13 protein-coding genes are annotated in these 13,436 nt (G+C 73.8%); 9 read left to right on the top strand and 4 right to left on the bottom strand.

Annotation, left to right across the window (positions count from 1 at the left end; genetic code table 11):
* Nucleotides 1-59 precede the first annotated feature (59 nt).
* Together H7344_RS11985 and H7344_RS11990 are read left to right on the top strand one after the other, a co-directional pair.
* Complete coding sequence (locus H7344_RS11985) at nt 60-2,243, top strand: ABC transporter permease (protein ID WP_186346262.1); 2,184 nt, start codon at nt 60-62, stop codon at nt 2,241-2,243.
* Nucleotides 2,244-2,306: 63 nt separating this feature from the next.
* Nucleotides 2,307-2,585, top strand: coding sequence for a phosphatase PAP2 family protein (locus H7344_RS11990; protein WP_186346263.1), 279 nt, complete (start codon nt 2,307-2,309; stop codon nt 2,583-2,585).
* An 853-nt stretch (nt 2,586-3,438) separates the two neighbouring features.
* Here the strand turns inward: H7344_RS11990 and H7344_RS11995 are convergent.
* Nucleotides 3,439-4,167: an SDR family oxidoreductase gene (locus H7344_RS11995; protein ID WP_186346264.1), complete on the bottom strand. Its 729-nt coding sequence runs from the start codon at nt 4,165-4,167 to the stop codon at nt 3,439-3,441.
* Nucleotides 4,168-4,273: 106 nt separating this feature from the next.
* Here H7344_RS11995 and H7344_RS12000 point away from each other — a divergent pair, with 106 nt between their 5' ends.
* From H7344_RS12000 to H7344_RS12015, 4 genes are all read left to right on the top strand, one after another.
* Nucleotides 4,274-5,119: a LysR family transcriptional regulator gene (locus H7344_RS12000; RefSeq protein ID WP_308423357.1), complete on the top strand. Its 846-nt coding sequence runs from the start codon at nt 4,274-4,276 to the stop codon at nt 5,117-5,119.
* 51 nt (nt 5,120-5,170) lie between these two features.
* Nucleotides 5,171-5,725, top strand: coding sequence for a hypothetical protein (locus H7344_RS12005; RefSeq protein WP_186346266.1), 555 nt, complete (start codon nt 5,171-5,173; stop codon nt 5,723-5,725).
* A 93-nt stretch (nt 5,726-5,818) separates the two neighbouring features.
* Nucleotides 5,819-6,355 (top strand): SigE family RNA polymerase sigma factor, encoded by a 537-nt coding sequence (locus H7344_RS12010; protein ID WP_186346267.1) that lies wholly within the window; start codon nt 5,819-5,821, stop codon nt 6,353-6,355.
* Nucleotides 6,356-6,516: 161 nt separating this feature from the next.
* The gene (locus H7344_RS12015; protein WP_186346268.1) at nt 6,517-7,437 is read left to right on the top strand and encodes a hypothetical protein; all 921 of its coding nucleotides are present in this window, start codon (nt 6,517-6,519) and stop codon (nt 7,435-7,437) included.
* Between the two features lie 18 nt (nt 7,438-7,455).
* Here the strand turns inward: H7344_RS12015 and H7344_RS12020 are convergent, their stop codons facing one another.
* Nucleotides 7,456-8,691: a PP2C family protein-serine/threonine phosphatase gene (locus H7344_RS12020; RefSeq protein WP_186346269.1), complete on the bottom strand. Its 1,236-nt coding sequence runs from the start codon at nt 8,689-8,691 to the stop codon at nt 7,456-7,458.
* Between the two features lie 83 nt (nt 8,692-8,774).
* Between H7344_RS12020 and H7344_RS12025 the strand changes: the two genes are divergently transcribed.
* From H7344_RS12025 to H7344_RS12035, 3 genes are all read left to right on the top strand, one after another.
* On the top strand, nt 8,775-10,340 hold the full coding sequence (locus H7344_RS12025) for a peptide chain release factor 3 (RefSeq protein WP_186346270.1): 1,566 nt from the start codon (nt 8,775-8,777) through the stop codon (nt 10,338-10,340).
* A 36-nt stretch (nt 10,341-10,376) separates the two neighbouring features.
* On the top strand, nt 10,377-10,583 hold the full coding sequence (locus tag H7344_RS12030) for a hypothetical protein (RefSeq protein WP_186346271.1): 207 nt from the start codon (nt 10,377-10,379) through the stop codon (nt 10,581-10,583).
* A 91-nt stretch (nt 10,584-10,674) separates the two neighbouring features.
* Complete coding sequence (locus H7344_RS12035) at nt 10,675-11,745, top strand: NADH:flavin oxidoreductase/NADH oxidase (protein ID WP_186346272.1); 1,071 nt, start codon at nt 10,675-10,677, stop codon at nt 11,743-11,745.
* A 25-nt stretch (nt 11,746-11,770) separates the two neighbouring features.
* On the opposite strand, the gene H7344_RS12040 is transcribed toward H7344_RS12035, so the two are convergent.
* On the bottom strand, nt 11,771-11,878 hold the full coding sequence (locus tag H7344_RS12040) for a methionine/alanine import family NSS transporter small subunit (protein ID WP_186346273.1): 108 nt from the start codon (nt 11,876-11,878) through the stop codon (nt 11,771-11,773).
* Nucleotides 11,875-13,425 (bottom strand): sodium-dependent transporter, encoded by a 1,551-nt coding sequence (locus H7344_RS12045; RefSeq protein ID WP_186346274.1) that lies wholly within the window; start codon nt 13,423-13,425, stop codon nt 11,875-11,877. The genes H7344_RS12040 and H7344_RS12045 overlap by 4 nt, the downstream gene beginning before the upstream one ends.
* Nucleotides 13,426-13,436: the final 11 nt, after the last annotated feature.

Raw genomic sequence — 13,436 nt, forward strand, 5'->3', positions numbered from 1 at the left:
CGACCAGCGGCACGCCGACACACACAGCGGCCGCGCGAGAGGCACAGGACCCGCCGACGATGACCGACCGACAAGACCTCAGCGGGGCGAACAGCCCGGCCGCGACGGACGCGAAGTACCCGCCGCCTCCGCCGGAGACCCCGGCCGAGCGCAAGGGCCGGATGGCCGCCCTGTTCGTGATGCCGTTCCTGATCGTGACGATGATGTACGCGACGTACATGGGCACGATGCACGACCCGCAGCCCCGCGACCTCCCGGTCGCCGTCGTCGGTGAGGGCGCGGCCGCCGAGCGGTTCGCCGACCGGCTCGAGGCGGAGTCCGACGGTGCCCTCGACGTACGTCGTGTGGCCGACGAGTCCGACGTCGAGGACCTCGTCGCGGACGAGGAGATCGCCGGCGCGATCGCCGTCCCCGAGCGCGGCGCGACGGCGACGGTCTACCGCGCCATGGCCGGCGGCGCCTCCCAGGCGTCGCTGGTCGACCGTGCTCTCGGCGCGGCCGCGGTGGCGGAGTCCTGGCAGGTGGAGACCGTCGACCTCGAGCCGCTCCCCGAGGGTGACGGCTCGGGGACCATGGTCCTGTTCGCCGCCATGGGCATGATGCTCGCCGGCTACGTCCCGCTGAGCGCCATGCTGCTGGGCACGCCCAACCTGCTCCGCGTGCGCCGCTTCCTGCCGATCGCGGTCGGCTGGGGCGCGCTGACCAGCTCGCTGATCTGGCTGATCCTCGGTCCGCTCGTCGGTGCCGTCGACGGGCACTACCCGCTGTTCCTGGGCGTCGGCACCCTCGCGGTCACCGCGGTCGGCGCCACCCAGCTGCTGTTCACCAAGGTCCTCGGCCCGTTCGCGGTGCTCCTCGGGATGCTCCTGCTGGTCGTCTTCGGTGTACCCGCGTCCAACCTCGCCCTCTCGGTCCACACGATGCCCGGGTTCCTCCAGTGGCTGCACGAGGTGCTCCCGCTGCCGGCCGCCGGTGAGGCCCTCCGCTCGGCGATCTACTTCGACGGCGCCGGCTTCTGGGGTCACGTGCTGACGCTCGCCGGCTGGCTGGTCGCCGGCGCGGGCCTGGCGTTCCTCAAGGAGCGCCGCTCCGGGCCGATGATCGTCGGCGGCCCGCTCTACACCGAGCCGGACGCCCCGCTCCCGGCGCTGTCGGGCGGACCGGTCGCGCCGTACCGCCGGCGCCTGGTCGCGGTGGCGCTCTTCCCGCTGAGCATCGTCGTCACCGTCGTCACCCTGATGAGCCTGTCGATGCACCAGCCCGACATCCACGACATGCCGGTCGCGGTCGTCGGCCCGGCCGACGCCGCCGGCGAGGTGGTCGACCAGCTCGAACCCGGTCTCGGGGACTACCTCGACCTGGAGGTGGTGGGCTCGGAGGACGAGGCGGTCGACCTCATCCGCAGCCAGGACCTGGTCGCGGCGTACGTCGTGCCGACCGCGCAGGGCGGGAGCCCGACCCTCGTCACCGCCGCCGGCGCGGGCGCCAGCCAGCAGTCGACCGTGGTCCAGATGTTCTCGGCCGTGGCGGCCGAGGGCGGGAGCGAGCTCGCCACCGAGGACATCGCGCCGCTGACCGACGACGACACCGGCGGCAGCAACAGCATGTACGTCGGGATGGGCTGGATCATGGCCGGGTTCCTGTTCTTCGCCGTCATGCGGGGCGGAGCACCCGACCTCACCCGCACCCGCCAGCTGATGCCGCTGGTCGCCGGGTGGTCGCTCGGCATCTCGATCTGGCTGTGGTTCCTCTACGACGTGCTCATCGGCGCGGTCAACGGGCACGCGCTCGAGCTCATCGGCTACGGCACGGTGACCGTCTTCGCCGTCGCCTGGGCGAGCGCGGTCCTGATCCGCGTCGGCGGCCTCGGCGCGCTGGTCCCGGTGATGATCGTCGTGATGCTGGCCGGTGTGCCGGCCTCCGGCGGCGGGCTGTCGATCTACATGGTGCCGGACTTCTTCCGCCCGCTCGCCGACGTGCTGCCGCTGCCCGCCGCGGTCGACCTGGCCCGCTCGATCGTCTACCTCGACGGGACCGGCGTGGGCGGCAACCTCCTGGTCATCGCGATCTGGGGCGCCGTCGGCCTGGCGCTGAACTACCTGGTGGTCGACCGCTGGCTCAACCGGCCCGGTGCGCGCCCGCACGCGCCGATGGGTCCGCGCCACGTGCCCGAGCGACCCAAGAAGCCGGCCGACTCCGACGGCGCGGCGCTGGCGGCGACCACCGCCGGCCAGGCTGGTTGAGCGCGGCTCGCCGTACGCCGTGACCACGACCGCCCACCGGCCCGTCCGGCCGCCCGCAGCGCGGTGGCCGGACGGCCGTTGGTCTGGGGTCTCCTCCGGCGATCGCTCGCGGAGTACCGCTGGGTGCGCAACCTGGTCTTCCTCCAGACCGGCGCCCCGCTCGTCGTCCACGTCGTCTTCCCGCCCGCACCGCCGCGGGTGTTCCCCGAGTGGGGCTTCGTCGACACGATGGCCCGCTACGGCCCCTCCCCCTACGTCGGCCCCAGCGGCCTCCTGCGCGCGTCCCGCCGGCGTCCCCGCCCAGGTCCCCGCTGGCGTCCCGGACAGGTCCCGGCGCAGTGACCACGGAGCACCACCCCCCGCCGCGGACCACACGCCAGTTCCTGCTGGAGGGTTGGCACGACGGCGTGCTCGCCGCCCGGGCCGGCCGCCCGCTCTCCGCCTGCCCGCACCTCCCGCCGTACGCCGGACGCGACCGCCTGCTCGCGTTGTGGTGGCTGCGCGGGCACCGGGTGGTGACCGGTCGGGCCGGGGCACCCGCGCCGACCGACCGGCGTCGGACCCAACCCCGGCCCCTCGTCCGGACCCCTCGGGAGCGGCGCCTGGTGGGATGTCGTCGCGGACGAGCGACGCGCGGCACTCCTGCTGACGGTGACCCTCGGCGCGAGCCTCGACCGCCGCCGACACTGGGAGCGGGCCACCGACCTGGTCCGACGGCGTGGCGCCTGGGCGATCATCGTCAGTCGTCTGTTGCCGGTCGTTCGCAGGCGGATGGCGGCCGTCGCCGGCGTGGCGATCATGCCGTACCGCCGCCGCTGATGTTCGGGCGGAAGCCGTGGGTGAGGTGGCCGCCGGCGTCGAGCGATTCGCGCTGGCGTCGCTCACCGGCTGTGGCCTGCAAGCGACCTTGTGGGTCGGAGCCGGCCGGGCCGTGCGCCGGCCCGCGGGGCACCCGGCGCTTTGCTCGCGGTGGCCGCCGCCGTCGACGTCGAACGTCGGACTGGTCGACGTTTGCTCGACGTACCGTTCACCGGGACCGCGCGCCGGATGGCATTGCGCGACGCGAGCCAGCGCCATTCCAGGCACCCCTCGATGAGGCGATACGTCGACCAGCGGCTCTACCTCGCGACGTGCCGCCCCCGGGACCGGGCGACCCTGGTGCTCGACGGCGCCGCTGGCGAGCACGGCTGACGGATCACCACGGCACGACGCCGGCGTCCTCGAAGAACCCGCCCGTCGGGCCGTCGTCGGGCAGAGTGGCGAGGCGGATGGGCGTCGCGGCGCCCTGCTCGGGGGTAAGGGTGCCGCGGAAGCCGTTGAGATCGGTGGCGACGTACCCGGGGCACGCGCAGTTGATCTTGATGCCCGTCCCGGCGAGCTCCCGGACGTACTGCAGCGTGACCGCGTTGAGGAAGGTCTTCGACGGTGCGTACGCCGCCGCGATCGGACCGAGCAGATCCTCCCCGTTCGGGCCAGCCTGCCGGGTCAGCGAGCCGACACCGCTGGAGACGTTGACGATCCGCGGGGCGGACGAGCCTCGCAGCAGCGGGAGCATCGCGTTGGTGACCCGGACGACGCCGATCACGTTGGTCTCGACGACGGTGCGGATGATGTCGAGTTCGACGGTGGTCGGCGCCTGCTCCCGCGCACCGGTGATCGCGGCATTGTTGACCAGTGCGTCCAGCCGGCCGACCTCCTCCAGCTGCCGCGCAGCGGCCGTGACGCTGGCGTCGTCGGTCACGTCGAGGGGCACGCCGAAGGCGTCGACACCCGCCTCGCGCAACCGCTCGACCGCCTGCTCGCGCCGGGTGGCGTCGCGCGCTCCCACCCCGACCCGCCAGCCGAGGGCGCCGAGGCCCGCCGCGATCCCGTACCCGACACCCTTGTTCGCGCCCGTGACCAGGGCGACCTTCTTCTCCGTCATGTCTCGACCGTGCGGCGGCAGAGGCGGGCGGTCCAACACCGCTCTGGTCAGGAGCGATACCTCAGCGGTATCGGTCACGCCGCCCGCGCGGGCTAGGGTCGCGCCCGTGGAGACCCGGGAGCTGCGCTACTTCGTCGCCGTCGCGGAGGAGCTGCACTTCGGCCGCGCCGCGGAGCGTCTGGGCATCGCCCAGCCGCCGCTCTCCCGCGCCATCCGCCAGCTCGAGCGCCGGCTCGGCACGCCGTTGCTCCACCGCACCAGCCGCTCGGTGACGCTCACCGCGGCCGGCGCCGTCCTGCTGCACGAGGCGCGGGCCGCCCTGGACGCGGTCGAGGCCGCCGAGCAGCGCACCCGGCGCGCGGCCGTTGCCTCCACCGGGCGCCCGACGATCGTGCTGGCGAGCAAGGCGGGGGCGTCGAGGGAGCTGCTGGCCAAGCTGCTCGACGTGTACGCCGCGGAGCCCGGAGCCGTCCACGTCGACGTGGCGCTGTGCGGACCCGGTGAGCAGCAGCGGCTGCTGCGAACCGGCCGCGCCGACGTGGCGATCCTGCACGCGCCGTACGACGACCTCTCCGGCCTGGACGCGGAGGAGCTCGTCACCGAGACCCAGGTGGTCATCCTGCCGTCCGGTCACCCGCTCACCGCTGCCCGCGTGCTGCGCATGGCCGACCTGGCAGGGATCGACCTGCCGGTGCCGCGCTGGCCAGGGCCCGACGGGCGCCACCCCGACGGGCCGGGGCCGGAGGTCCGCGACCACACCCAGCTCCTGCAGCTGATCTCGCTGGGGCGGACGTACTTCCTCGCACCGGAGTCGGCCCGGAGCGAGCTGCGCGACGACGTCGTCGCGGTGCCCGTGCTGGACGCGCCGTCGATCACGACGGTCGTCGCGTGGCCGCCGCACAGCCGCTCGCAGGCTGTGGCGCAGCTGGTGCGCACCGCGCTGCTCGTCTGAGCGACGACCCGCTTGCGGCCCTGACCGATCCGCCCTGCCTAGGCTGCGGGGATGACCCCCGAGGACGTGCGGCGCCTGGCCGCCACCGCCCACGAGCGGTGGACAGAGCTCGAGCTCGTGCACCGCTCGGACTACCTCGACGTGCACGCCACCCTCCGGCACGGCGAGCTCGATGCCGTCGTGCTCGACGACGGTCGGCGCATCCGCGAGCACGAAGCCCCGTCGTCGTCCTGGGACGTCCGACCCCTGGAGCCCTACGCGACGAACTACCTGTGGTCGGCGATGCTCGACCCGCACGAGCTCACCGCGGGCGTCGAGATCGGCGACGTACGCCGGAGCGACCTCTTCGGGCGGCCGGTGGTCGTCTTCACGGCCCGCGCGGTCGACGGCTACGACCCCGTCTGCTCCTGCTGCCCGCTGGTCTTCTCCGAGGTCTCCGAGCGCCTCGAGCACGGAGACGACTGGACTCCCCCGCCGCTCGGCGTCCTGCCCACGCACGTCGAGCTCGCCCTGGACCTCGAGGTGGGCATCGTGGTGAGCAAGCACGAGCGCGGTGGCCACCACCGCCGCGGCTGGTTCACCAACGAGCTGCTGCGCGCGGTCTGAGCCCCCGACGCGCCGGCTCGCCAGGTCGGACGCGACCGGCGTGACAACCTTTCGGGCGGCTCAGCCGGTCCTGGTGGCTGAGGAGCGTGGCGGATGGAGCGGAGCACGGTGGACGAGCCGGCGGCAGCACGGCGCGAGCAGCGCGCCGTCACGTTCGAGGGGTTCGTGGCGGCGCGCGGCGACGCGTTGTGGCGCGCTGCCTGGTTGCTGAACGGCGACCACCAGCTGGCGGAGGACCTGGTCCAGACGGCGCTGGGCAAGAGCTGGCGTGCCTGGGACCGCGTGGGCCCGGAGGCGTTCGAGGCCTACGTCCGCCGCGCGATGTTCACGACCCACGCCTCGTGGTGGCGGCGGAAGTGGCGCGGCGAGCGTCCCACCGCCGACCTTCCCGAGGGACCCACGCCCGGGGCCGACAGCAGCGCGCGGCTGGACCTGGTCATCGCTCTGGCGGCGCTGCCCCGCGGTCAGCGGGCGGTGGTCGTGCTCCGCTACTTCGAGGACCTCACCGAGCGCGAGACCGCCGACGTGCTCGGCATCAGCGTCGGCACGGTCAAGAGCCAGGCCTCGCGAGCGCTCCGGATCCTGTGCTCCTCACCCCATGTCGCCCGAGAGGAGCACGCAGGTGGATGACGAGGAGTGGCTCCGCGAGGAGCTCCACGCGGTGGTCCCCGATCCGCACCCGGCACCCGGCCGAGCCGCCGGCGCGGTGCGCAGGGCACGAGCGGCGGCCCGCCTCCGCACCACGGTCCTGGTCGGCGGGGCCGGCGGCCGCCGTCGTGGCCGGCGCCGTCGTGACCACGTCCCTGACCGGCGGCCCTGCGGACCGGTCGGCGGTCGACGCCCCGGTCGCGGCCGACGAATGCCCTCCGGCACCGGCTGGTCCCCGCGACCCGGACTTCTTCGACGAGCCCCGCGACGGCGTGCCCGACGCCGTCCCGCAGGGCGCGACCTCGGCCCGGCTGTGCCCCGGCAACGGTCACCGGCTCGAGGTGCCGCCCGAGGCCCTGACCTTAGGGGTCGACCGTCTCGTCGACGCCGTCAACGAGCTTCCTGTGCCCGAGGACGGCTTCGCGTGCACCCAGGAGCTGGGGTACGGCTACCGCCTCGTCCTCGGCTACCCCGACGGTGACCGCTACCAGGTGTCCGGCGCGTTGTACGGCTGCCGGCTCGTGATCGTCGGCCCCGACCAGCGACGCGGCGCCGACGACCTGCTGGAGGAGTACGCCGCGCTGCTGCGCGCGCAGCGCGAGGGCGAGGGCGAGGGCGAGGGCGAGGGCGCGCCGGCCACCGACGCCGGCCCCGGTCCCGGAAAGGTCCGGATCATCGCCTGCGACGGACCTACCCGGGCGTCCGCCGTCGCGCGACCCGACGAGATCGAGCAGGCCGTGCTGTGCGTGCACACGGCCGACGGGGCCCGGGGCACACCGGTGCCGGCAGCCGACCTGCACCTGCTCCGCGAGGACTTGCGCGGCGAGCTCCCCCGCATCGCGTTCCGCAGCTGCCCCGACGCCACCCAGGTGTCCCTCGTCGGACTGACCGCCCGGGGCGAGCGGGTGGCCCTCGGGCCGGTGTGCGGGACCTGGCAGCTGCAGGTGCCGGAGCCGTGGGGCACCACGACCTGGCCGCGCTCCTGGGTGCCCGGCCCCGCGGCCCGCGGAGTCCTGGATGCGCTCGTGGCGCAGGCACGCCGAGGATCGGCGCAGACCCCCTGAGGGTCGGGAAGGTCCGGGTCAGGTCAGGTCGGACCCGCCGTCGGTCTCCCGCGAGGTCGTGCCGCCGTGCCAGTCCAGGATGACGAACGTCGCGTCGTCCTCCGGCTGCCCGTGCACGTGGTCACGGAAGGCGCGCGCGATGTCCTGCGCGGCGTTGCGGGGGTGGAGGCCGCTGGTGCGGGCGATGTGGTCGTCGAGCTCGAACGTCGCGGCCGACTGCTCGTACATGCCGTCGGTCAGCAGCACCAGTCGGTCGCCGGCGTTCAGCTCGAGGGTGTGGCTGCCGAACGCCTTCCGGTCCCGCCCGTAGTCCAGGCCGAACGGCGGATCGGGGGCGACGTCGACCACGGTGACGGCGCCTCCCCGGACGAGCCGCATCGGCGGGTGGCCCGCGTTGAGGACCCGCACGGGCAGCGGGCCCGGCCCGTCACCCAGCGGCAGCTCGAGGATGACGCCGGTGGCGTACTCCTCCTCCTGGGCATGCTGCGTGAGGGCCACGTCCGCCGCGTGCGCCTGGGCACCCAGGTCGCCGCCGTCGCGGCGTGCCTTGCGCATGGCGTTGACCGTCAGCGTCGCCAGCAGGGCCGCGTTGACGTTGTGACCGACCGCGTCGATCAGGCTGACCGTGAGCCGGTCCGGGGAGGCGATGTAGTCGAAGGTGTCGCCGCCGGCGCTGCTGCTCGGCTCCAACCACCCGGCGAGCGTGAACGACCCTCCCTCGCACACGTAGGCCTGCGGGAGCAGCCGTCGCTGGATCTCCATCGCCAGCTCGAAGGACTCCGAGCGCCGACCGGTCTCGTACTCATCGGTGTGCCGCTGGTTGGCCACCATGACGTAGCCCAGGAGGTGCGCGACCGTCCGGACGTGCGCGAGCACCCCGTCCGTGCCCCCGTCCGTGCCCCCGCCCGTGATGCCGTCCGTGATGCCGTCGGTGGCGGCATCGCCCTGGAAGCAGACCTCCAGGACCCCCTGCGCGTCGCCGCGCACCGTCACCGGCACCCACCACGACCCGTCCCGCTCCACGCGCTGCTCGCGCCACGCTGCGCCCGCCGGGGTCCCTTCCACGTCCAGCCGCTCGCCGTCGTGGATCCGCAGCAGTGCCTGGCCGGCCGCGTCGGCGATCCAGAAGGCCACCTCCTGCGCCCCGACCGCGTCCGCGAGGTGTCGGGCGGCGGTGGTCACCGCAGCCGCCGGCGAGGCGTTCTCCACCGCGTCCAGGAGCGCTTGGACGTCCAGTGCCGGCGCATCATGCATGCGCACATCGTGCACGACGGCCGCGGCGCCCGCGCATCGGTGCCGAAACGGACGTCGGGCCCCGCGGCGGTTAGGTTCTCGGCGTGCCCGACTCCCGCCCCCGCCGTACCTTCGCCGTCATCAGCCACCCCGACGCGGGCAAGTCGACGCTGACCGAGGCGCTCGCGCTGCACGCCCGGGCGATCAACGAGGCCGGCGCCGTCCACGGCAAGGGCGACCGGCGCGCGACGGTGTCGGACTGGATGGCGATGGAGAAGGCCCGCGGCATCTCGATCACCTCGGCGGCGCTGCAGTTCGTCTACCGCGACCACGTGGTGAACCTGGTCGACACCCCTGGCCACAGCGACTTCTCCGAGGACACCTACCGGGTGCTGTCCGCGGTCGACTCGGCCGTGATGCTCGTCGACGCGGGCAAGGGGCTCGAGCCGCAGACGCTCAAGCTGTTCCGGGTCTGCGCGCTGCGCGGTATCCCGGTCATCACCGTCATCAACAAGTGGGACCGCCCCGGCCTCTCGGCGCTGGGCCTGATGGACCTCATCCAGGAGAAGATCGGCCTCCGCCCCACACCGCTGACCTGGCCGGTCGGCGAGGCGGGCGACTTCCGAGGCGTGCTCGACCGTCGGACCGGTGAGTTCGTGAAGTACACCCGGACGGCCGGCGGCGCCACCCGCGCCCCCGAGGTCCGGCTCTCCCCCGACGAGGTCGGCGAGGACGACGCGCACGTGTGGACCGACGCGGTCGAGGAGCACGAGCTGCTCGGCCTCGACGAGGCCGACCACGACCAGGACGCGTTCCTCGCCGGCCGCACGACCCCGGTCATGTTCGCCTCCGCCCTGCAGAACTTCGGCGTCGCCCAGCTCCTCGACCTGTTGCTCGACCTGGCCCCGGCCCCCGGCGCCGCCGAGGGCGTCGACGGGTCGGTACGCCGCGTGGCGGACGACTTCAGCGCGTTCGTCTTCAAGGTGCAGTCCGGCATGAACGCCGCCCACCGCGACCGGCTGGCCTACGCGCGGGTCGTCTCGGGCACCTTCGAGCGCGGCATGGTGGTCACCCACGCCGCCACCGGCCGGCCGTTCGCGACCAAGTTCGCCCAGGCGGTCTTCGGCCGCGAGACCACGTCGGTCGAGACCGCGGAGCCCGGCGACATCATCGGCCTGGTCAACGCCACCGCGCTGCGCGTGGGCGACACCATCTACGTCGGCGAGCCGATCGAGTACCCGCCCGTCCCGACCTTCGCCCCCGAGCACTTCGTGACCGCCAGCGCCGGAGACATCGGCCGCTACAAGCAGTTCCGCCGCGGCATCGAGCAGCTGGACCAGGAGGGCGTCGTCCAGGTGCTCCGCTCCGACCTGCGCGGCGACCAGAACCCGGTCCTCGCGGCGGTCGGTCCCATGCAGTTCGAGGTCGTCGAGGACCGGATGACCAACGAGTTCAACGCCCCCATCCGGTTCAGCCGGCTCGACTACCAGCTCGCCCGCCGCACCGACGCCGCCGGCGCCGAGGCACTGGCCGGCATGCGCGGCGTGGAGATCCTGCAGCGCAGCGACGGCACCCACCTCGCGCTCTTCGTCGACCAGTGGCGCGCCAAGGTCACCGCCCGCGACCACCCCGACGTCCTGCTCGAGGCGCTCCCGGCCGGCGGCGGCTGAGAGCCCGCGCCTCGTCGCGCGGCGTAGCCTCGAGGCATGTGGCCCTTCCGACGCCGGCGCCCGACCCAGGCCTCGCAGGAAGCCGGCAAGGACGCCGGCAAGGACGCGGCCCTCGCCGGCGCCCGCCGCGCCGCAGCGGGCGTGCGCCGGTCCGCTGCCGCTGCCCAGCGCCACCGCGCCCGGAAGCAGTCGAGCCCGGCCGACCGCATGACCACGAACCAGTGGATCGGCGGCGGGAGCTAGCCGGACGTCGAGGGAGCGTCGGAATCCCGCGGCGGCGCCCGGGGTTGGGGCACGTGGACCATCCGCGACCCCGTGCAGGAGGCAGCACCCCGTGAGCCAGCTCTTCACCCCGATCACCCTCCGCGACGTCACCGTCCGCAACCGGGTGTGGGTGGCGCCGATGTGCCAGTACTCCGCGGTCGAGGGCGTCCCGAACGACTGGCACCTCGTGCACCTCGGCTCGTTCGCCCGCGGCGGCGCCGGGCTGGTGATCAGCGAGGCCACGGCGGTCGTGCCCGAGGGGCGGATCTCCCCCGACGACACGGGTCTCTGGAACGACGAGCAGCAGGCCGCCTGGGCACGGATCGTCGCCTTCGTCAAGGGCCAGGGCGCCACCGCCGGCATCCAGCTCGCGCACGCCGGCCGCAAGGCGTCGACGCACTCCGGCTTCGACGGCCGCCGCGGCGGCGTCCCGGACACCGACGGCGGCTGGCAGCCGGTCGGGCCGTCGGCGGCGGCGTACCCCGGTCTCCGCGAGGACGTCGACGAGCTCGACGCCGCCGGCATCCGCCGCGTCGTGACCGCGTTCGGCGACGCCGCCGAGCGCGCGGTCGCCGCCGGGTTCGACGTCCTGGAGGTGCACGCCGCGCACGGCTACCTGCTCCACGAGTTCCTCTCGCCGCTGTCCAATCACCGCACCGACGAGTACGGCGGCGGGTTCGACGACCGCGTCCGGCTGGTCCTGGAGGTCGTCCGCGAGGTCCGCGGGCGGGTCGCCGCCGGCGTGCCGTTGCTCGTGCGGGTCTCCGCGACCGACTGGCTCGAGGGCGGCTGGACCGCCGACGAGACGGTCCGCCTCGCCGCGCTGCTCCGTGAGGAGGGCGTCGACCTCGTCGACACCTCGACCGGCGGCAACGCGCCCGCGGACATCCCGGTCGGGCCGGGCTACCAGGTGCCGTTCGCCCGCCGCATCCGCACCGAGGCCGGCATCCCCTCGGGAGCCGTCGGCCTGATCACCGAGCCGAAGCAGGCCGAGGACGTCCTGGCCGACGGCTCCGCCGACGTGGTGCTGCTGGCCCGCGAGCTGCTGCGCGACCCGCACTGGCCGCTGCGCGCCGCCACGGAGCTCGGCGTCGAGGGCACCGACCTGTGGCCGGTGCAGTACCGCCGCGCCGCCCGCTGACCATCGGGGCCGGCGCCGCCCGCGGCTAGACGTCCCGCCGACCGCCGCGGCTGATGTTCAGCACCGCCACCGCCAGGCCGCCCCACAGCACGAGCATCGCCACCACCATCATCACGATCGCCTCGGTGCTCATCGGTCCACCTCCTCCCGCTCGGTCCCGGCCGTCTCCCCCGGGCTGAGGTCGACCGAGCGGTGCCACGGCAGCGCGGCCAGCACGAAGCCGAGCACCAGCACCAGGCCGGCGGCGCCCCAGCCGAAGACGCCGAGCATCCAGCCGGGGTAGCCGCCGTACGGCTCCTCGAGCGTGTCGAGGAAGTCGCGGACGAGCACGAAGGCCAGCGCGAGGGGCGCGACGATCGCCACCAGCGCCATCCAGACCCGGCCGAGCCGGATCGACCCGTGCCGGTTGAGGTGGCCGGCGAGACCGGGCAGCGCCCGGACGAACCAGGCCAGCACCACCATCGAGACGACCGCGACGAGCAGGATGCCGAAGCGGTTGATGAAGTAGTCGACGATGTCGAGCACCGACAGCCCGCTGGTGGTCGAGAAGAGCACGAGGCTGATCAGGGCGGCCGGGCCGCCGACGACCGCGACGGCGGTGAGGCGCGTGAGCGCGAGCTTGTCGCGCACCGCGGAGACGACGACCTCGAGCACGCTGACCAGCGAGGTCAGGCCGGCGATGACGAGCGAGCCGAAGAACAGCACGCCGATGAGCGCCCCGCCCGGCGCCTCGCTGATGATCGCGGGGAAGGCGACGAAGGCGAGCCCGATGCCGTCGTCGACCACGTCGTCGACCGCGACCCCGTTGGCCTGCGCCATGAAGCCGAGCGCGGCGAAGACCCCGATGCCCGCCAGGAGCTCGAAGCCGGAGTTGGCGAAGCCGACCACGAAGCCGGAGCCGGTCATGTCCGTGCGCCGGCCGACGTAGGAGGCGTAGGTGATCATGATGCCGAAGCCGATCGAGAGCGAGAAGAAGATCTGGCCGAAGGCCGCCGCCCACACCGAAGCGTCGGTCAGGGCGCCCCAGTCCGGGGTGAACAGCTCGTCGAGGCCCGCCGCCGCGCCGGGGAGGAACAGCGAGCGGACCACCAGGACCACGAAGGCGAGGATCAGCAACGGGATGAAGACCACCGAGCTCGCGCCGATGCCCTTCTGCACGCCCAGGCCCATGATCAGCAGCACGGCCGCCCACACGACGAGCTGCGGCACCAGCACGCCGACGACGACGTCGGCGGTGATCCCGGAACCCTCGACCTGGAGGAACTGCTCGAAGAAGTAGCCCTCGGGGTCGTCGCCCCACGACTGGCCGACGGAGAAGAACGTGTAGCGCAGGGCGTAGGCGATGACCGCGGCGTAGTAGATGGCGATCATGAAGCAGATGCCTACCTGCCACCACCCCAGCCCCTCGGTGCCGCGGGACTGTCGTGCGAAGGACAGCGGCGCGGAGCCGCGGTGGCGGTGCCCGAGTGCGTAGTCGAGGAAGAGGAACGGCAGGCCCGCGGTGACCAGAGCGACGAGGTAGGGGATGACGAAGGCGCCACCGCCGTTCTCGTAGGCGACGTACGGGAAGCGCCAGATGTTGCCCAACCCGACGGCCGACCCGATGGCGGCGAGGATGAAGACCCGGCGTGAGGAGAACGCTCCTCGGCGCTTGTCCTGCTCCGGCGGCGCTGTGGTCACGACACTCCTCC

Origin of the sequence: Nocardioides deserti, assembly GCF_014266025.1 — a bacterium.
GTDB classification, from domain to species: domain Bacteria; phylum Actinomycetota; class Actinomycetes; order Propionibacteriales; family Nocardioidaceae; genus Nocardioides; species Nocardioides deserti.